Annotated in this window: 17 protein-coding genes; 15 read left to right on the plus strand and 2 right to left on the minus strand. The window is 46.5% G+C overall.

Annotated features, from left to right (window positions below):
* Positions 1 to 24: 24 nt before the first annotated feature.
* From murD to E2R66_RS01695, 9 genes are all read left to right on the plus strand, one after another.
* On the plus strand, positions 25 to 1383 hold the full coding sequence (murD, locus tag E2R66_RS01655; protein ID WP_240049204.1) for a UDP-N-acetylmuramoyl-L-alanine--D-glutamate ligase: 1359 nt from the start codon (positions 25 to 27) through the stop codon (positions 1381 to 1383).
* Positions 1384 to 1466: 83 nt separating this feature from the next.
* On the plus strand, positions 1467 to 2672 hold the full coding sequence (locus tag E2R66_RS01660) for an FtsW/RodA/SpoVE family cell cycle protein (RefSeq protein WP_133229490.1): 1206 nt from the start codon (positions 1467 to 1469) through the stop codon (positions 2670 to 2672).
* A 101-nt stretch (positions 2673 to 2773) separates the two neighbouring features.
* Positions 2774 to 3964, plus strand: coding sequence for an undecaprenyldiphospho-muramoylpentapeptide beta-N-acetylglucosaminyltransferase (murG, locus tag E2R66_RS01665; RefSeq protein WP_133229488.1), 1191 nt, complete (start codon positions 2774 to 2776; stop codon positions 3962 to 3964).
* A 177-nt stretch (positions 3965 to 4141) separates the two neighbouring features.
* Positions 4142 to 5497: a UDP-N-acetylmuramate--L-alanine ligase gene (gene murC, locus E2R66_RS01670; protein ID WP_133229782.1), complete on the plus strand. Its 1356-nt coding sequence runs from the start codon at positions 4142 to 4144 to the stop codon at positions 5495 to 5497.
* Positions 5490 to 6713, plus strand: a complete 1224-nt coding sequence (locus tag E2R66_RS01675; protein ID WP_133229486.1) for a cell division protein FtsQ — start codon at positions 5490 to 5492, stop codon at positions 6711 to 6713. Before murC ends, E2R66_RS01675 begins: the two co-directional genes overlap by 8 nt.
* Positions 6714 to 6743: 30 nt before the next feature.
* A complete protein-coding gene (gene ftsA, locus E2R66_RS01680) occupies positions 6744 to 8090 on the plus strand; it encodes a cell division protein FtsA (protein WP_133229484.1) in 1347 nt (448 codons plus the stop codon).
* A gap of 247 nt (positions 8091 to 8337) precedes the next feature.
* Positions 8338 to 9948, plus strand: coding sequence for a cell division protein FtsZ (gene ftsZ / locus E2R66_RS01685; RefSeq protein ID WP_133229482.1), 1611 nt, complete (start codon positions 8338 to 8340; stop codon positions 9946 to 9948).
* 218 nt (positions 9949 to 10166) lie between these two features.
* Entirely contained in the window at positions 10167 to 11411 is a 1245-nt protein-coding gene (locus E2R66_RS01690) for an aminotransferase class I/II-fold pyridoxal phosphate-dependent enzyme (protein WP_133229480.1), read from the plus strand.
* Between the two features lie 363 nt (positions 11412 to 11774).
* On the plus strand, positions 11775 to 11951 hold the full coding sequence (locus tag E2R66_RS01695; RefSeq protein WP_133229478.1) for a histone H1: 177 nt from the start codon (positions 11775 to 11777) through the stop codon (positions 11949 to 11951).
* 355 nt (positions 11952 to 12306) lie between these two features.
* On the opposite strand, the gene dapA is transcribed toward E2R66_RS01695, so the two are convergent.
* Complete coding sequence (gene dapA, locus E2R66_RS01700) at positions 12307 to 13182, minus strand: 4-hydroxy-tetrahydrodipicolinate synthase (RefSeq protein WP_133229476.1); 876 nt, start codon at positions 13180 to 13182, stop codon at positions 12307 to 12309.
* A 131-nt stretch (positions 13183 to 13313) separates the two neighbouring features.
* On the opposite strand from dapA, the gene E2R66_RS01705 reads away from it, so the two are divergent.
* Positions 13314 to 13493, plus strand: coding sequence for a hypothetical protein (locus E2R66_RS01705; protein ID WP_133229474.1), 180 nt, complete (start codon positions 13314 to 13316; stop codon positions 13491 to 13493).
* 415 nt (positions 13494 to 13908) lie between these two features.
* Here the strand turns inward: E2R66_RS01705 and E2R66_RS01710 are convergent, their stop codons facing one another.
* Entirely contained in the window at positions 13909 to 14367 is a 459-nt protein-coding gene (locus E2R66_RS01710; RefSeq protein WP_240049205.1) for a DinB family protein, read from the minus strand.
* Between the two features lie 114 nt (positions 14368 to 14481).
* Here E2R66_RS01710 and E2R66_RS01715 point away from each other — a divergent pair, with 114 nt between their 5' ends.
* From E2R66_RS01715 to E2R66_RS01735, 5 genes are all read left to right on the plus strand, one after another.
* Positions 14482 to 16203: an ArnT family glycosyltransferase gene (locus E2R66_RS01715; protein WP_133229472.1), complete on the plus strand. Its 1722-nt coding sequence runs from the start codon at positions 14482 to 14484 to the stop codon at positions 16201 to 16203.
* A 12-nt stretch (positions 16204 to 16215) separates the two neighbouring features.
* Positions 16216 to 17238, plus strand: coding sequence for a hypothetical protein (locus E2R66_RS01720; protein ID WP_133229470.1), 1023 nt, complete (start codon positions 16216 to 16218; stop codon positions 17236 to 17238).
* A gap of 110 nt (positions 17239 to 17348) precedes the next feature.
* Positions 17349 to 18068, plus strand: a complete 720-nt coding sequence (locus E2R66_RS01725; RefSeq protein WP_158288317.1) for a DUF2490 domain-containing protein — start codon at positions 17349 to 17351, stop codon at positions 18066 to 18068.
* Positions 18069 to 18279: 211 nt separating this feature from the next.
* Positions 18280 to 19200 carry a DUF58 domain-containing protein gene (locus E2R66_RS01730; protein ID WP_133229466.1) on the plus strand — a complete coding sequence of 307 codons (921 nt, stop codon included), beginning with the start codon at positions 18280 to 18282 and terminating at the stop codon, positions 19198 to 19200.
* Between the two features lie 167 nt (positions 19201 to 19367).
* Complete coding sequence (locus E2R66_RS01735) at positions 19368 to 20837, plus strand: glycoside hydrolase family 130 protein (protein ID WP_133229464.1); 1470 nt, start codon at positions 19368 to 19370, stop codon at positions 20835 to 20837.
* Positions 20838 to 20863: the final 26 nt, after the last annotated feature.

A 20863-nucleotide genomic window follows, 5' to 3' on the forward strand; every position in this document is an offset into this window, starting at 1 on the left:
AAAAGAATAAAAATAGAAAATCAATTGACTGAACAGGATAACATATCAACCCAAAGGCTCGCCATCCTCGGCGCAGGCGAAAGCGGCGTGGGTGCGGCATACCTGGCGCAGCAGCAGGGCTATGATGTTTTCGTGTCGGATTTTGGGGCTATTGCAGATCATTATAAACAGCAACTGCAGGACTGGGGTATTCGCTTTGAAGAGAACGGACACACCTTTGAGGAGATACTGAAAGCTGTAGAGGTGGTAAAAAGCCCCGGCATACCCGATAAGGCGCCGGTAGTGAAGAAGCTGGTAGAGGCGAATATTCCTGTAATATCTGAAATTGAATTTGCGGGCCGCTATACCCAAGCCAAAATGATATGCATTACAGGCAGTAATGGTAAAACGACTACCACCAGTCTTACTTACTTCATATTGAAGAATGCGGGGCTGAACGTAGGCCTGGCCGGCAACATAGGCAAAAGTTTTGCTTACCAGGTGGCTACGGAAAACTTTGATTACTACGTGCTGGAGATAAGCAGCTTTATGCTGGATAACATGTATCAATTTAAGGCAGATATAGCCGTGTTGCTAAATATTACGCCCGATCACCTGGACAGGTACGATTACAAACTGGAGAACTATGCCGCATCTAAGTACCGGATTACGCAGAACCAAACCGCAGCCGATTATTTTATCTACTGCGCCGATGATGCCGAAACCTTAAAGGTAATGGAAGGCAAAACGATAGCCGCGCAGCAGCTGCCGTTTTCTATAGAAAAAATGATTGAAACGGGAGCGTATCTCGATAAAGACAATATTGTCATAAACATACATCAACAACATTTTACAATGTCGATCACCGAACTGGCCCTGCAGGGTAAACACAACATTTACAATTCAATGGCTTCGGGTATTGTGGCTAAAGTGCTGGAGCTGCGCAACGAAACTATGCGCGAGAGCATGGGTACCTTCCCAAGCATCGAGCACCGTTTGGAGTTCGTAGCCAAAATATCGGGCATTGCCTTCATTAACGATTCTAAGGCTACCAATGTAAACTCTACCTGGTATGCACTGGAAAGCATGAGCACGCCTGTAGTATTAATACTGGGCGGCGTTGACAAAGGCAACGACTATACCATGCTGAACGAACTGGTAAGGCAAAAGGTAAAGGCTATAGTATGTTTAGGTAAAGATAACAAGCGCATACACGATGCTTTTGAAGAGGATGTTGACATTATTGTAAACACAGGCTCGGCTGCGGAGGCTGCACAGGTAGCTTACCACCTGGCCGCAAAAGGCGATACGGTATTGTTAAGCCCGGCTTGCGCAAGCTTTGATTTGTTTAAGAATTATGAGGATAGGGGAAGGCAATTTAAGGAAGCAGTGAAAGAACTTTAGCCCCCCAGCCCCCTGAAGGGGGAGCAGAATTATAAGGAAGAAGAAAAGATATAGGAATCAAGAGAATCGGTGAAATCAAAAATATGGAAACAGAATCAAACAATACCGCTACTCAAAAGCTCCCCCTTCAGGGGGCGGGGGGGGCTCGCGCTCTTCTTGCCAACGTAAAGGGCGACCGCTGGATTTGGTTGATTGTGATTATGCTGTCGGTGATATCTACTTTGGCCGTGTACAGTTCTATAGGTACGCTGGCTTATACCAAAGGCGTAGGGGTAGAATCTATCCTGGCCAAGCACGTGTTCATGATTGTGTTGGGTATTGGGCTGATGTACGTTTCGCATCGCTTAGACTACCGGTATTATGCAGGTATCTCAAAACTATTGATGATTATAACTATACCGCTGTTGGCATACACGCTGTTCTTTGGTTCTAACATCAACCATGCAAGCAGGTGGATACCCATCCCCGGTACGGGTTTAGGTTTCCAAACATCAGATTTGGCCAAGCTGGCTTTGATAACCTACCTGGCCCGCATACTATCGCGCAAGCAGGAGAATATTAAGGATGTAAAGGAATCGTTCATCCCTATCATGGGTTCGGTATGCCTGGTGTTTGCACTAATCGGTCCGGCCAACTTGTCAACCGGCCTAATGCTATTCGGAGTGAGCATATTGTTGCTCATCATGGGTCGTATCAGCGTAAAGCAAATATCGGTAGTATGCCTTATAGGTGCGGTTTTGCTGGCTGGGATGCTGTTTTTGGGAAGCCGGCGTGCAACGCATATCTCCAGGGTGAAAGCATTCTTTCACCCCGAACTGGCCGATCAGGATAAGCTTTTCCAGGGTAACCACGCCAAGATAGCCATCGCAACCGGCGGTTTCTTTGGTAAAGGCCCGGGCCGTAGTACCGAGCGCAATTATCTGCCCGAGGCATTCTCGGATGAGATATTTGCCATCATCGTAGAAGAATACGGCTTGTTTGGCGGCATAGTAGTTATTAGTATTTACCTGTTTCTGTTATACAGGTGCATCAAGATTGTAACCAAAGCGCCCAAAGCCTTTGGTGCGTTGCTGGCAGCGGGCCTAAGCTTTAGCTTAACCATACAAGCTTTTGCCAATATGGCGGTAGCAGTGGGCCTTGGTCCGGTAACGGGCGTACCGCTGCCGCTGATCAGTATGGGGGGTACATCTATATTGTTTACCAGCATTGCGTTCGGCATCATCCTGTCCGTAAGTCGCGACATAGATGAACCTAAGAAAGTGATGGTAGGGGAGATAAGGGAAGCGTAGTTAGAGAAAAGAGGCCGGAGGCAAGAAATCAGATAAAATCGGTGAAATCATTTTAAATCGGTGTAATCACAAAAAGAAATTGGTGCAATAAAAATAAATAAATGAGCAGAAACCAGGACATAGCAACCAACCCGAAACTGCCCCTTCAGGCGGTTAGGGAAGCTAAACTCCCCCTTCATGGGGCGGAGGGGGCTCGCCGCATAATCATCAGCGGTGGCGGCACTGGGGGGCATATCTTTCCGGCTATTGCTATTGCCAACGCTTTAAAAAAGCTTAATCCGGCTACCGAGATACTTTTTGTGGGTGCAAGCGGTCGTATGGAAATGGAGAAGGTGCCCGCTGCTGGCTACGAGATTATGGGTTTGGATATACAGGGCATACAGCGTAAATCTATCATCAAAAACCTGATGTTCCCATGGAAGTTGCTGAATAGTGTGCGCAAGGCCGTGAAAATTATCAAAGATTTTAAACCCGATGCCTGCGTGGGTGTGGGCGGCTATGCTAGCGGCCCATTGTTGTATGCAGCCGGTGTAATGGGCATCCCCACATTAATACAGGAGCAAAACTCCTTTGCGGGCGTAACCAATAAATGGCTGGGTAAAAAGGCCAAAAAGATATGCGTTGCCTTTGATGGTATGGATAAATTCTTTCCCAAAGAAAGGATAATCAAAACCGGGAACCCGATACGCAAGGAGTCGGTAGATATTGCAGGCAAGCAGACGCAGGCGCTGGAGCAGTACAAGCTATCATCGGGGAAGAAAACGATACTGGTAACAGGTGGCAGTTTAGGTGCCGGCACGTTAAATAAGAGCCTGCTGGCCGGCCTGGATAAAATAATTGCAGCCGATGTACAGGTGATATGGCAAACAGGCAAGTTCTATTACAAGAGCATAGTGGAACAACTGGGCGCTAACATACACGCTAACGTGTGCGTGGTAGAGTTCATCAGCCGGATGGATCTGGCGTTTGCCGCTGCAGATGTGATTATCTCCCGTGCAGGTGCCGGTACTATTGCAGAGCTCTGCGTGATAAAGAAGCCGGTGATACTGGTGCCATCGCCAAACGTGGCCGAAGATCACCAGACCAAGAACGCGCTTGCCCTGGTAACAGAGTATGCGGCTTTGTTAGTAGCCGACCGCGATGCGGAGGCCAAACTGGTTGATAAGGCGATAGAATTATTGAACGATAAAGATTTACAAAAGAAATTAAGCGATAACATAGGCAAACTGGCTATGCCAAATGCCGATGAAGTTATAGCAAAAGAGGTTATCCAAATAACAAACAACAGTTAAATCGGCTAATCCCCGCAGGATGCGGGGATAGCCTTTTTTGAGCGTTGGCGATTAGTTAAATGGTGAATAGAGCGTAGTTAAAGAGTTTGTTAAAATATAAGGCTGATGTGTTGGCTTAGCGGGGTGGACAAGAACCACTCACTTAATCAACCCAATCAATCACTCACCAAACAAAAAATGGAATTAAAGAACATACAACGGGTTTACCTGGTAGGCATAGGCGGCATAGGCATGAGTGGCCTTGCACGTTATTTCCATCATTTGGGTTGTGTGGTGTGTGGATACGATAAAACAAGCACGCCTTTAACAGATGCCTTGCATAATGAGGGTATCCAGATAGTTTTTGAGGACCGTACAGATTGGATCCCTATGAGTTTCCAGGAAACAGGCGATGGTACGCTGGTGATTTTTACGCCGGCCATCCCCAAGGATTCAGCTATTTTGAATTACTTTAAAAACAAAGGATTCGATTTGCAAAAACGCTCGCAGGTGCTGGGTATCATTAGTCGCGGTATGTTCACTATTGCGGTGGCAGGTACGCATGGCAAAACCACCACCTCGTGCATGATTGCGCATATCCTGAAAGATTCGGGTAAAGATTGCTCTGCATTTTTGGGTGGTATATCATCCAACTACCAAACCAATGTGCTGTATGGCAAAAATGATATTGTAGTGGTTGAAGCCGATGAGTACGATCGCTCGTTTCTAACGCTGAACCCCGATACCGCCATTATTACCTCCATGGATGCAGATCACCTGGATATCTACGGCGACCACTCGCATCTGGAAGAGTCGTTCCGTTTGTTTGCTTCGCAGATTAAACAGGGCGGTATATTGATATACAAAAAAGGCTTACCACTGACAGAAGGTTTCACCTACACCGTAAATGGCGAGGCCGGCGCAATGGGCACCAATATCCGTATCGAAGATGGTAACTTCCATTTCGATTTTGATAACGGTACAACCGCTATTCCCAATATCAGGATGGGTATTGCTGGTTTGCACAACATAGAGAACGCGGTTGCGGCAATCGAAGCGTCGTTGAGGCTGGAGATATCCGCAGATGCTATCCGCGAGGCATTGGGGTCTTTTAAAGGTGTAAAGCGCAGGTTTGAGTATATCGTAAAAAATAGCGAGCACATATACATTGATGATTATGCGCACCACCCCGAAGAGTTGAGGGCAGCCATTACATCGGTAAAAAGGCTTTATCCGGATAAAAAATTGACGGTGATGTTTCAGCCGCATTTGTTTACCCGCACGCGCGATTTTGTGGATGGCTTTGCAGAAGTGCTGGATATGGCCGATGAGCTGTTGATGCTGGATATATACCCGGCTCGCGAGTTGCCGATACCGGGAGTGGATAGCAATATGGTGTTAAACCTGATGAAGCTGGAAAATAAACGCCTGGTGAGTAAACAACAAGCCCTGGATATAGTAACCGCTGAAAAGCCGGAGCTGTTGCTGACGGTTGGTGCCGGCGACATAGATACATTAGTAAACCCGCTTAAAGAGATATTGGAGCATGTTTAAGAAACGAATTTGGAAACCATTGTTAATTGGATTAGGCTGGACTATCAGCCTGGCCGGTTTGGTGGTGCTGATGAGTTTCATATCCATAAAAAAATCAGAAGTAGTGTGCACCGCCATTAAGGTTTATATACCCGGCAGCCATTATTTTATAGACAGGCAGGAGGTTGATAATATTTTGCAGATGAACAGCCATACGCTGATTGGCCGCCGCATAGAAAATATAGACTTGTACGCTTTAGAGCAGCGGCTGAAGAATAACCCCTTCGTCGAATCGGCTAATGTGTATGCCGATATGGATGGCGTAATACAGGTAGAGGTAAGCCAACGCCAGCCTATATTACGGGTAATGAACCGTTTCGGGCAGGATTTTTATGTAGATCAGCATGGCCTTAAGATGCCGCTATCGCAAAACTTTACCGCAAGGGTAATTGTAGCCAATGGCTTTATCGACGAGCTTTTTGCCAACCGGGTAGACTCGTTGCATAACACCCTGGCAATTGACCTGTACACAACAGCCGACTATATCCATAACGATTCGCTGTGGGATGCGCAGATATCGCAGATATACGTAAATCATGCGCACGAGATTGAATTGATTCCGCGTGTAGGCACCCAGCGGATATTGCTGGGCAACGCCGACTCGCTCGATCTGCGTTTCAGCAATCTGAAGGCTTTTTATAAAAAGGCACTGCCATTGGTCGGTTGGGATGCTTATAAGGTCATCAATATCAAATACAGCAACCAGGTAATCGGTGTAAAAAACCAAAGCCTGGTTGATTCGTTAGCTGCGGAGAAAGCCAAGGCTAAAAAGGCGGCTGCAGATTCGGCACTGGCAGCAGGCACCACCAGGGTGCGCCGCGATTCGACCGCCGCGCCCGGTTTGTCAGACGATGCGGAGCGGCCGGTTGACGAGCGCCCGGTGGTAATAAAGCCTACGGTTGTGAAACCTCGGGTAACAAAGCCTCAGGTAGCGAAACCTGCTGTAGCAAAGCCTGTTACCGCTAAGCCAACCACGCGCGTAGTAGTTAAGCCTGCATCGCACAAGCCAACGCCCGAGGATGTTATAGTAGGGTACGTGGTAAATAAAAAGGTTGCTCATACAACGGTCGCGCACAAGCCTTCAGACAAAACACTGAAAGCGGGCAAGCCTCCGGCAAAGCAGGCAACTAAACAAAAGCCGGTAGGTAAGCAGCAGGCAGAGAAGAAAAAGAAATAAGGGGAAAGACATCTATTAAAATTAAGGGATATGGACAAAAGTTCAACGCAAGAGAAAAGTTCGCCAATTGTAGTGGGGCTGGATATTGGCACAACTAAAATCTGTGCAATTGTTGGCCGCCGCAGCAAAAACGGCAAAATTGAGGTGCTGGGTATAGGCAAGGCCGAATCGGCAGGGGTAACACGCGGGGTAGTATCAAATATTGATAAAACCGTGCAAGGTATTACCCAGGCAGTAGATGTGGCTGGCACGCAATCGAACGTAGAGATAAGGATAGTGAACGTGGGCATAGCGGGGCAGCACATCAAAAGCCTGCAGCACCGCGGGCTGATAACCCGTAAAGACCTCAATTCAGAAATAGGTCGTAAGGATATAGATAAACTGGTTGAGGATATGTACAACCTGGTGATGCCTCCTGGTGAGGAGATCATTCATGTGTTGCCGCAGGAATTTACTGTTGATAGCGAGCCGGGCATCAAAGACCCCATAGGTATGGCAGGCGTGCGTTTAGAGGCCAACTTCCATATCATATCGGGCCAGGTTACCGCTATCAAGAACATTGTAAAATGCGTAACCAAGGCGCAGCTGGAAAGCCAGGAACTGATACTGGAGCCTTTGGCATCGTCAGAATCGGTATTGAGCGAGGAAGAGAAAGAAGCGGGCATCGTGTTGGTAGATATCGGCGGAGGTACTACCGATGTAGCCATTTTCCACGAAGGTATCATTCGCCATACGGCGGTTATCCCTTTCGGGGGTAACAGCGTTACCGAAGATATCCGCGAAGGTTGCTCGGTGATGCGCAACATTGCAGAGCAACTGAAAGTAAGGTTTGGCTCGGCATTGGCAGAAGAGAACAAGGAGAACGAGATAGTTTGCGTGCCCGGTTTACGTGGCCGCGAGCCAAAGGAAATATCGGTTAAGAATCTGGCATTCGTGATACAGGCCCGTATGGAAGAGATCATAGAACATGTTTACTACGAAATAAAATCATCGGGCTACGAAAAGAAACTGATTGGCGGTATAGTAGTAACCGGCGGCGGTGCCCAGTTGAAGCACCTAACCCAGCTGATAGAATTCGTTACCGGGTTAGATTGCCGTATAGGCTACCCTAACGAGCACCTGGCTAAGAACGAAACTCTGCCCAAGAATGTTTACGAGGATCTGCAAAGCCCAACCTACGCAACAGGAATCGGCTTGCTGATAAAGGGGATACAAAAGGCAGAGTACAACGGCCTTACACAGGCAGCGCCGGCGCCCGCCAAAGTAGAGAAAGCAAAATATACCGACGACCGTAAGTTTGGTCTGTTGGGCAAGATACTGGAATCGGGCAAGAAATTTATTAAGGATGATATAAAAGATGAGGACTATTTGAAGTAATAAGCCCCACCCAAACCCTCTCCTGAAGGGAGGGCTTTAAGCTCCCCCTTCAGAGGATACACTTGAGCGAGGAAATGGTTTTAAAGTCTCCCCTCCCGGGGGAGATTTAGTGGGGGCGATTTATTCACATGAGTTAACTTATCCACATTATGCACAAGTGTGGATAAACTATGTGGAAAAAGCCCTATTATTACATTAGTGAAATCTATCAAATCATCAAACCACAAACAACTGAAAAACAAGGATTATGCAGTTTGAGATGTTAAAAGAAAAGTCGGCAATCATCAAGGTAATTGGTGTTGGCGGTGGTGGCGGTAACGCGGTAAACCACATGTACAGGCAAGGTATTAAGGGTGTCGACTTTATTATATGTAACACCGATGCGCAGGCATTGGAGCTTAGCCCCATCCCTAATAAGGTGCAATTGGGTGCCAGCTTAACCGAAGGCATGGGCGCAGGCTCTATACCCGAAGTTGGCAAAAACTCTGCTATCGAGAATATCGACGATATAAAACAAATGCTGGGCGCAAATACCAAAATGCTGTTCATTACAGCAGGTATGGGTGGCGGTACAGGTACAGGCGCAAGCCCTATTATTGCCAAAGCCGCGCGCGAACTGGATATCCTTACAGTAGGTATCATTACCACGCCGTTCTCTTTTGAGGGTAAGCGCCGCCGTATGCAGGCCGAAGAAGGCATGGAAGAGCTTAAGAAATACGTAGACTCGTTTTTGGTGATCTCTAACGACAGGCTGCGCCAGATATTCGGTAACTTAACCATGAGTTCGGCATTTGGCCAGGCAGATGATATTTTAACCACCGCTGCAAAAGGCATCGCGGAGATTATCACGTTACCAGGCTATATCAACGTAGATTTTAAAGACGTACGCACCGTTATGAAAGATAGCGGCGTATGTATAATGGGTAGCTGCACCGCCGAAGGCGACAACCGCGCTTTGAAAGCTGTAGAGGGCGCCCTGGCATCACCGTTGTTGAAAGATAACGAGATTGAAGGTGCACGCTACATTTTGCTCAATATCACCTCGGGTGAGAACGAGGTAACCATGGATGAAGTAACCGTAATTACCGATTACATACAGGAAGAAGCCGGCCTGGCTGCCGACCTGATATGGGGTAATTGTAAGGATGAAAATCTGGGCGAAGGCTTATCAGTAACTATCATTGCTACCGGTTTCCAAACTAAAGACGAGCGCGAGAAAGAGCACAGCAACAAAAAGGTGGTAAGCATGCTTATGCCCGAGCCAGCACCCATGGTAAAACCGGTGAACGAGTTCATCAATGCGGTGAAACCGGATGCAGGTATGACTACGCAGCCTTACATCAAAGTGAAGGAAGCACCTAAACAAACCGGCTTGTTCGATTTGTTTGCCAAGGCAGAGGAGCAGGACAAAGCCGAGCAGCGCGAAGTGGTACGTTTTAACCTTACCGAAGAGGAGCCCAAATTGGAGGAGGAAGAATCTGAAGATGATGGCGGTTTTGTATTCAAGGTAAGCGAAACCATAATGGATTTTACCCCGCCGCCGGTTGTTGAAACAAAAGTACCCGAGCCGGAGCCTGCTGTGAGTGCGGACGAAAACAAAACCGACGAATCGATAGAAGAGCAATTGCGTAAATCGCGCGAGCGCATCATGCGCCTTAAAGATTTGAGTATGAAGCTTCGTAATGGCAATATACAAGAGATGGAGAATGTGCCTGCCTACAAACGCAAGGAAGTAGCGCTGCAACAAACCCCACAGTCGGACGAGAGCCAGATATCAAAATTCTCTTTGACTATTGATAGCGATGGTAAAACCGAAATAAAGAGTACTAACTCTTTTTTGCACGATAACGTAGACTAATTTAGATACAAGACATAAGAGTCAAGAACCAAGACAAAAGGAAGCAGAATGAATTTATTCTGCTTTTTTTATGCGCGATTATGTGTCTTGTCTCTTGATTCTTAACTCTTGAATCTCGATAGCGTTATAAACTATCATAAAAAGTAATAACGTTTGCTAGGGCTCGTTTTATAGGTATATTTGCAATAATATATCACTAACATTAAAAGATTTGCAATTTGGATCTGTTTGATAAAATAAATAAGAATATGGGCGGCCCGATAGGGCAGCATCAGAAATGGTCGCACGGGTATTTTTCGTTTCCGCGCCTCGAGGGGGAGATTCATCCGCATATGATGTTCAACGGAAAAGAGCATTTGGTTTGGAGCCTTAACAACTACCTTGGCTTAGCTAACCACCCCGAAGTGCGTGAGGCAGATGCGCAGGCTGCTGCCGATTACGGTATGGCCTACCCCATGGGTGCCCGCATGATGAGTGGAAATACCAAACACCACGAAGAACTGGAAAACGGCCTGGCGCAGTTTGTGGGAAAAGATGCCGCCTTTTTATTGAACTATGGCTACCAGGGCATGGTATCCATCATAGACGCGCTGGTTGACAGGAACGATGTTGTAGTTTACGATGCCGAATCGCATGCATGCATTGTGGATGGTGTGCGCCTGCATATGGGCAAGCGTTTTGTTTACCAGCACAACGATATAGAAAGCTGCGAGAAACAATTGGAACGCGCCGCAAAGCTAACCGAGCAAACCGGTGGTGGCATATTGCTCATTACCGAGGGCGTTTTCGGCATGTCGGGCGCGCAGGGCAAGCTTAAAGAGATTATTGACTTAAAGGACAAATATAACTTCCGCCTGCTGGTTGATGATGCGCATGGTTTTGGTACCATGGGCCCTACCGGAGCGGGAACCCACGAAGAACAAAATTGCATCGATGGCGTGGATGTGTACTTCGCTACCTTTGCCAAATCTATGGCGGGTATAGGTGCCTTCGTGGCATCGGACAACGAAATCATCAATTACCTGCGCTACAATATGCGCTCGCAAACCTTTGCCAAGGCTTTGCCTATGCCGATGGTGCTGGGCTTAAAGAAACGGTTCGAACTGTTGCGCTCCAATCCGGAGTTACGCCAGAAATTATGGGTAATTGCCAAAGCCCTGCAAAGCGGCCTTGTTGAGCATGGCTTCGATATAGGCATTACCGAGACCATGGTTACCCCGGTTTTCCTGAAAGGGGAATTGAATGAGGCCACCAGCCTTACCATGGATTTGCGAGAGAACTACAGTATATTTTGCTCTATTGTAGTTTACCCGGTTATCCCTAAGGGCCTTATAGAGCTTAGGTTGATACCTACCGCAGTGCACACACTTGCGGATGTAGAACGCACGCTTGATGCCTTCAGTGAAGTAGCTGAAAAGCTGAAAGCCGGTTACTATAAAGAGCGTAAAATGGCTATTGCCTAAACAGCAGGAAAACGTATTTTTAGCTATAGATGAGCCCTGTGAATATCACAGGGCTTTTTCGTTTTATTATATGCCGGTAGCCATAATAAAGGAATATGGTAGGGCAGTGGCAACATTGTTGAAATAATGAATGATTTCGATTCGTTTAAGTTAAACGTAATTTAATTATTAAATAAGCGCTGTGAATAGGTTACTTTTTAGTTTGTGATTTTGGTGAATTTTTAAACCTCCGCAAGGGGAAATGTGGATAAAAACCAGTTTAAAGCCAATATTTTGTTCTTTAAAAGTTCCTATTTAAAAAAAAACAAGTTAGATTAGCTTTAATTAAAACAATAAGCCTCAATACACTAAAAAAAGTTCACAATGAAAAAATTTACTGAAGTAAAGGAACTGATTGCATCGCTGGAAGCCGATGCCGACAAATTTTACAACAAGGGCAACAGTGCCGCAGGCACCCGTGTGCGTAAAGGTATGCAGGACCTTAAAAATTTAGCGCAAGCCATTCGCCTGGAAGTTCAGGAAGCTAAAAACAAAGAATAATCCGCGCGGCGAAATTATTTACTTCAATAAAAAACCCGGTGCAGCCACACCGGGATTTTTATTGGGGTATTTTTTTTACTTTGTTGTCAGCTCTATCCCCGCGTCATTGCGAGTATCCACCAGGGCTCCCCTGGAAAAAAATGTAATGACGTGTAAAAAATTCACACTGATAATCAACAACTTAAGGCCATGTCATTATAAGGAACGAAGCAATCTCTACGCAGGAAAAACCGCTATGCGAATCTGCCCTACTAATTGGGGATTGCTTCTTGCCTCGTAATGACGTGGTGGTTAAGGGTTTTGATTGTATAAAAGCCCCTGCAATCTGCACATTTGAAATCTGCACATCTGCACATCAAATCTTCCCTATCTGCTCCTTTATCTTCGCCGCAGTACTTTCACTCACTTGCACCAGCGGCAAGCGCAGCGTATCGCCGCAGATATTCAGTTGCTTTAAAGCTGTTTTTACGCCTGCCGGGCTACCCTCGGCAAACATCAGTCTGGTAAACTCTATCAGGCTGTAATTGGCGGGCAAGGCTGCCTTAAAATCGCCCGTAAGGCACACGCGTACCAAATCTGATAACTGGCGCGGCAGCGCATTACCAATTACCGATATCACGCCAACGGCACCCATAGCTATCATGGGCAGGGTGATAGGGTCATCGCCGGAAATTAATAAGAATTCCTCCGGTTTATCGCGCATCAGCTGATTCATCAAATCGAAATTGCCCGATGCTTCTTTTATGCCGATAATATTCTTAAAGTCCTTCGCCAGCCTTACGGTGGTGTCGGCACTCACGCTGCTGCCGGTACGACTGGGTACGTTGTACAGAATTACAGGTAGGGGCGATACTTCTGCTATGGCTTTATAGTGCTGGTAAATGCCTTCTTGCGTTGGTTTATTATAATGCGGGCTTGCCGATAGGATGGCATCGTAACCTGTTGTATCGAAAGCTTTAATTTCCGCAATCACCTCCAAAGTGTTATTGCCTGCTATGCCGGCCACCAGGGCCACGCGCTTATTTACGGTTTTGGCGGTAAAGGCAAACACCTGCTTCTTCTCGTCTTTACTCAAAGTAGCGCTCTCGCCGGTTGTGCCTAACGACACTAAATATTCCACCCCACCATCAATAAGGTGGTTGATGAGCCGCTCTAGCGCAGGGTAATCTACCTCGCCGTCGGGCTGAAAAGGAGTTACCATTGCCACTCCTGTCCCGTAAAATCTGTTCATAGCTTTAATAAAAGGATGCTAATATAGTAAATGTGCAGATATGCAGATGTGCGGATGTGCAGATTGTTGAATAGTACTAGAGGGAAATACTTTAAATTGTCAAATCTCCGTGGCGTTATTTATATTTGTGTATGGGCAAAGTAATTGAAGTAAACAAAACGACGACACGGAGCGAACTTGATAAAGAGTTGGCTAAGCTCCCCAAAAAGAAAGAGCCGATTGACCTGGATAACTATTTCGGGAAAATAGATTTCGGCGTGGACGGGTTGGAATATCAGTTAAAGATACGCGATGAGTGGAAACGGGTTTGAGTAAATTTTGCCATTAATTACTTGTCCCGGCTTTCCATTCCACAACCTTAAATCCGGTTGCAATAGAATCCTTGTTTAAAGAAATAACTAAAGTTTTTGTGTACACGGGGTCTATATCACTTCCAAAATCAGTAAGTATTTCATAAGGCATAATATTGGGGTCGCCCCAATTAGCGGGCTTTCCGAGCGAATCGATAAGTTGTTTTTTGGTTAAACCTTTAATTTAATGATGCTCCAACAAATCTTTAAGAATAAATTTTCGATATGGATAATCCAAGTCTATTTTCTCTTCCCAAGTGGCTTTGTTAAACTTTGCCTGCGGGTAATCGCAGGATGCGAGCAAAATCATCATCAGTAAAAGCAGCTTTCTCATAACAACAATTCAACAAATTTCGCCTTCTGGGGGTTAGGGGACCTATACCAGTTTCCTCAAACCCATAATATACCCCACATGCAGTCCCTCGTGGAAAGGCAAAAACGCTATAGCATCGTTAATATCGCGTATCTCTGCGCCGTAGCGGGTTGTCCAGGCGGGGTAATTGGTAAAAATGCCGGCATGCAGGTCGGTCTCTAATTGGTCCAGACTGGTCATTAGCAATTCCTTTATCTCGTCGAATTGTTCCTCGCTAATGTAGCCCTCGGGTTTGGTATCAGGCTTATAGGCCTGGAAAAAGCTATCGCTTACCCAGGTATCCAAACCGGCGCGTTTGTAGCAAACGCCCTGCTGCGCAGCTATCATATGGCCCAGGTTCCACAGGATGTTGTTATTAAAACCTGCGGGGATGATGTTTAATTGATCCAGGCTGAACGTTTCCAGTATGCTCAATATCTTGATGCGGGGCTGCCGCATAATTTCTATTTGTTTGGCTATCATAGTTCAAATATTGAAATTTTATAGGAATAGCACGCAGCTTTCCTAAAATAATGATGCCTGTCGGCATCACTTGCCTTAACGCTTTTATCATACCTTTGCAGCTTTGATGATTAAATGGCCAACACGATAAGCAAGCCCGCGCAAACCGATAAACCCATCTGGTATTTCATCGCCTGCTGGACGGTGCTGAACCTGCTACAGGCTTACGTTCTTGAGCTGCACGGCGACGAGGCTTACTACTGGCTTTACGCCCAAAAGCCCGATTGGGGCTACTTTTACCATCCACCCATGATGGCGGTATTCATCAAAATCGGGTACTCGCTTTTCCAAAACGAGCTTGGCGCAAGGTTGGTTACGGTGCTTACCAACGGACTGGCTATTTATCTGTTGTGGCTCATCCTCAAAAAATATTCGGTTAGTGCCAAATGGTTTATATTGCTGATATCGGGCGTATTGGTTTTTCACGTATATGGCTTTACTACCACACCCGATGCGCCCCTGTTCTTTTTTGCGGTGCTGTTTTATTATTGCTACCAAAAGTATGTAGCACAAGATAGCTGGCGTATGGGTTCCATCATAGGCTTGGTGGTTGCTTGTTTGCTATATAGTAAATATCATGGGGTGCTGCTGGTGGGTTTCACCATATTATCTAACCCGAAATTGTTTAAGCGGCCATCGTTTTACGTGGCTATTATCATAGGATTTATTTGTTACGTGCCGCACATCTTATGGCAGTCGCAGCATGGTTTTCCGGCGGTAAACTATCAGCTGTTCGAGCGTTCGTCTGATAAGGCCTACAATATCTCGGCTACTATCGAATATCTTTCCGGGCAATTGCTGCTCGGCGGCGTGCTCATCAGTTGGTACCTGTTTTATAAAGGATTTACAACAAAAGTTACTGATGTATTTACACGCGCGCTGGTGTTCAACGCTATCGGCATTTTCGGTTTCTTTTTGGTGAATACCGGTTTTGCCAATGTGCAGCCCCATTATACGCTTATTGCTTTTATACCTCTGGTTGCGCTGGTACTCATCAACCTGCAACGGAATAGTAACTACCCTACATGGCTTTATCGGCTGGGTATAGCCAATATCGTACTGATATTGATGCTCAGGCTGGCTCTTACGCTAGGCTTGCCCTTCGTCAAAAAAGTCATAGCCTTGCGCACCTATTTTGGCTTCCGCGATTGGGCCGCAAAGGTGCACGAAAAAGCCGGCGATGCCTGGATGGTGATGGACGATGGCTTCCAGAATCCCTCCAAATACGATTTTTATAACCGCACGCTAAAAGGCTTCGCTTACGATTCGCGGTATTACGGGCGCACCATGTTCGATATCTGGCCCATGGAGGATAGCCTGCAGCACAAAAAGATATACCTGCTGCTGGCCGAACCTTTGCAAGGTTATAAAAGCGATACTATCAAAAACGAGCAGGGCGATTGGTATGGCACTTGGGTGGAGGATGCGCGTACCTATCAAAAAATAGCAATAGATACCAAAATAACGTCGGTAACCGCCCGTCCCGGCCAAAAAATACAATTTGACCTGAATATTGCCAACCCTTACACATACGATGTTAATTTTACCAACGTTGGTTACAAGCACCCGGTGTATTTAGAAAGCTGCTTTTTTACCGGCCCTACAGATATTGCCGAAGTGCAGCAAGCAGGTGCAGATTTTAATAAAATCAGCCTGCAATCAGGAGAAACCAAGGCTTACAGTACCGAAGTGACCGCGCCGAAAGAGAAGCGCACCTATTACCTGATGTTCTCAATACGTACCGAGCCATTCCGCGGGAGTAAAAATAGCCGCCTGATAAAGTTTATAGTTCAATAACAATTTGATACGATGCAGAAAAAGATATACCTGTTACTGATTACTGTTGTGATTGCCCACGCCGTTGCCGCCCAAACGGTAGATGTGCATTTCAATGGTTCGGTTTTTTTTGACAACCGGGAATATAAGGAGTCGCTGATACGCTCGCGCACCTACTCGGGCACCCAGCTGGCTTTCGATTTTGGATTGAATTTGGACAGCGTCAACCGCTTTATTGTAGGCGCTAACGGCCTGCATGAGTTTGGTGCCAAACCCTATTTTTTGAAAGTGAACCCGGTAGCTTATTTTAATCATACCGGCAAACGCTGGCTATTCAACGCGGGGGAGTTCCCGCGAGAGGGCCTGCTGACGGATTACCCCCGCGCCTTGCTGAACGATACGCTCCGCTACTTCCGCCCAAACATAGAGGGCTTGCTGGCCAAATACCATACCGCCAACTTCAATGAAACGGTATGGATTGATTGGACAAGCCGCCAAACCGATACCGAGCGCGAGCAGTTTCTATTCGGCTTTTCGGGCAAGTACCAGCCCTTTGAAAAGGGGCCTTTCTACCTTTCGCACTATTTCTTTTTGCTGCATGATGCAGGGCCGGCAATCCCCATCCCCGATGACCATATCCGCGATAACGGAGCTATACAAGTAAAACTGGGTGCCAACTTCAGCCACAAAACCTTCCTCGATTCCTTGAGTATAGAAGCGGGGGGCATGATGTCATTTGAGCGGGAGCGCAACGTATCGGGGTTTAAAAAACCCACCGGCTTTGTGGCCAACGCCTTTTTTAGTTACAAACGCTTTGCGCTGTACGATGAATTTTACAAAGGCGATGGACACAGCGTAGCTTACGGCGATGCTTATTACCAATACAAAACCTACAACCGCCTGGATATCATTTACACCCCATTCTTATACAAAGGGTTAACCGGCCAGTTTGTGCTTAGTTTCCATCAAACGCCGCTCAGCAGTGGCAGCAATCAGGAAGCTTTTAGACTGATGTATGATTTGGGGCGTAAACGGATAGCGAAATTAAAAGAGTAATTATTGCCCAAATTGCTATTTTTGGCCAGTTAGCCGTAAAAATGTGTGCCCCCCACACTGAGGCTTGCTATTTTTCATTACGCGCTTTCAAAGCGCCATATCTACAAATTATGAAGAAAAAAATCTTTCAGCTTTTGCTGCTTTCAACTTTTTTGGTACCGTGTAAATTATTGGCGCAGGATAATCAATTCTCTGGCTGGGCAGCATTGTTTCATACACAGCGCTTCTCGCAGTATTGGGGCATGTCTTTCGATGGGCAACTACGCTCGGCAGATCAGTTTGATTATTTGCGCAACGTGCTTTTGCGCCCGGCAGTAAATTATTACTTTGCTAATAATAAGATAAGTGCGTTGGGATACGCTTATGTAACTGCCAATGGTCGCTCTGCAAGCGGCGCATCAACCTTTCGCCCCGAGAGCCGGATATGGGAGCAGTTCATCTACAATCATAAAATAAGCCGCAGCGCTACCCTGCAGCACCGTTTCAGGTTAGAACAGCGCTTTTTGGGCAACACGTCGGCAACGGCTAATGACCATTACTTTGCGCAGCGCCTGCGCTATTTTGCCCGGTCGGTTATCCCGTTCAAAAGCGATTCGGTATTCAAAAAAGGCCCATTCCTGGCCCTGCAGAACGAAATTTTCGTGAACGTGCAGAACAAGAACAAAGTAAACAAGCACTTCTTCGACCAAAACCGTGCCTATGGTGCCATCGGTTTCCGTTTCAGCAAAAAGTTCGACGCAGAGGTGGGTTATCTTAACCAATACAGCAAGCAGGCAACTACCTACACGGTTAATCATGTTGTACAAACGGCATTGTATACGAGGTTTTAGGGCTTTTTCTAAGCTTGATATCTATGCTGCCTTCCGTCACATGAATGTGACGGCAATGGAGGTGGATTGCTCATTGATTAGATGGAATTTGGGCTAATCCGCCTTCAATGCCGTCGGTTTAAACCGACGGTTGGGTAATAGTATTCCGAAATAATTCGCCCTGTCGTACGTTTATGATTAGCGTTTATCTCTAAATTCGCTACCTTGCCCTATGCCTCAATTAAACAACAACCAACATGTGCGCCAACTGGCCAATCTGGAACTGCTTGCCAGGCAGGTTGTTGAGGGCTTTATCACCGGGCTGCACCAAAGTCCTTTCCACGGTTTCTCGGTAGAATTTGCCGAACACAGGCTATATAACAACGGCGAATCGGTAAAAAATATCGATTGGAAACTGCTGGCCCGTACCGATAAGTTGTTCGTAAAGCAATTTGAGGAAGAAACCAACCTACGCTGTTACCTGCTGTTGGATACCTCCTCGTCCATGAACTTCCCGGTAGAGGGTACCAATAAGCTGCAGTTTTCGGTGTATGCCATCGCCTCGCTCATGTATCTTTTCAAAAAGCAGCGCGATGCTTTCGGGCTTTGCCTTTTTTCGGATAAGATGGACTGGATGAGTTCCGCCCGTTCCACATCGGCGCACTTGTTTTACCTGTATGCCCAGCTGGAGAAAGCGTATAATAACCCAAAAGCCAATACGACAACCAATATTTCGGGCGTGCTGCACCATCTGGCGGGTGAGATACACCAGCGCTCGATGGTTATTATCTTCAGCGATATGCTGGAGAACAGCCTCAACCCGCAAAAAATGCAAGGGCTTTTCGCTGCAATACAGCACCTTAAGTATAAAAAGCACGAGGTGGTCATCTTCAACATTACCAGCAGGCAGCAGGAGGTAGAATTTAATTTCGACAACAGGCCTCACCATTTCGTAGATATGGAAACCGGCGAGGAGGTAAGGGTGCATCCCAATAAAATCCGGGACAGCTATATCGCCACCCTTAACGAATACCGCCACCAGTTGGAACTTAAATGTGCCCAGTACCACATCGATTTGGTGGATGCCGATATTGCGCAGGGCTATAACGGTATCCTTAACGAGTACCTCATCAAACGCAACCGCATGCTGTAAGCCCCGGGAAATTCACATTTACTAAACAATTCGCGGTTTTAACGCTTTTATTAAGAGTTTCGCCGCGGCAATATGGCCCGGCATTGCCTGTTACCGGTCCTGCGGGTTTTTGTTGAATTGCCCAAATCAATTTAACCGCACAGGTGTTAATCATAAAATATCCATAGATGAGACTTTCGATAGAGCGAAAACCAATAAGAGTGAATCCGGACCCGAGGCGTGTGATCGCAAGGTTCTTTTTTAACGGGAATGACAGGGCTAAGGAAGTTTTGCAGCGCGTAATGGCTATTACAGAGGAAGAGGCCTTCGGCATTGTATCGCCCCTTTTGCAAGAGTACTCTAAACGCCACCGCAATATTACCCGGGTACTAAACCGCCATTGCAGCAAGCTGAAGCCACTTTTTGAGGAATTAGGGATAGATTTTGATAGCCTTACCGTTTACCGAAAACTCCTGATCGGATCGTACTTTACGCACGAGTATTCGATTGAGTCGGCTGCGTTTTTTAATCCATCCATCGTAGCGGACCCTGACCAAACCGAGATGGAAGATGGGCAACGCCGCGTGATCATCAGCTTCAGGGCAGTGGGCGAAGGGCATATCTCATCCATCACGTTCCGTAGGGCTTTGATAGATAAATATAACAATATCAGTGTTTTACCAGCGGGTAATTACATCGATGAAGCCGAGATAGTTCGTAACGCTGTTTACAATAAAAAGCTATTTTTCGATAAAGCGGTAATCACCCAGATTAATATCGATGTACTGCACGAGCTGGAGGGCAAGCTGGATCATCACTTCGAATACTCCAACCTGCGCCGTATTATACTTGATTCTCAGCGACTTCAGGAGAGCGATATGAAAAAGCTGGAGTACGATAAGGTGCTTTGGTTGGCCGATTCCTATTACGAGATCGTGTTTTCGCTGGATACGGATATATCCGATAGGGTTATCTTCCCCATATCCGAGTATGAGCGGAAGGGGATAGAGGATGCCCGCTTCGTGCAGTTCGTAAACGAGGATGGTACTTCCGTTTATTACGCCACTTACACCGCTTACGATGGTGCGCTAATTATGCCTAAGTTACTGCAAACCAATGATTTCTATAACTTCAAGATAATGCCCCTGTACGGTGCAGGTGCCCAGAACAAGAACCTGGCGCTATTTCCGCGCAAGGTGAATGGTAAGTATGTGATGATCAGCAGGATAGATGGCTGCAATAACTACATCATGTACTCGGATAAGATCAACATATGGGAGAAACCCGTGCTGCTACAGCAACCCAAATTTACCTGGGAATTTGTGCAGATAGGCAATTGCGGATCGCCTATTGAAACGAAAGAGGGCTGGCTGATGATTACCCACGGTGTTGGCCCGATGCGGCGTTATGTGCTGGGTGCCAGTCTTTTACAGTTGGATGACCCGACTATAGAAATAGGCCGCCTGAAAGAACCTTTGCTGGTGCCTAACAGCGATGAACGCGAAGGCTATGTACCCAACGTGTTGTATTCCTGCGGAGCCATTGTGCATAACAACAAACTCATCGTTCCCTACGGCGTATCCGACTCTTCGACCGCATTTGCCGAGGTAGATTTAGATGAACTTTTGAATAAACTAAAAGCAGACGGCGTAGACTAAAATCGCAAAAAAGACCGTAAAAAACC

The sequence above is a fragment of the Mucilaginibacter psychrotolerans genome, assembly GCF_004519315.1.
Classification (GTDB): domain Bacteria; phylum Bacteroidota; class Bacteroidia; order Sphingobacteriales; family Sphingobacteriaceae; genus Mucilaginibacter; species Mucilaginibacter psychrotolerans.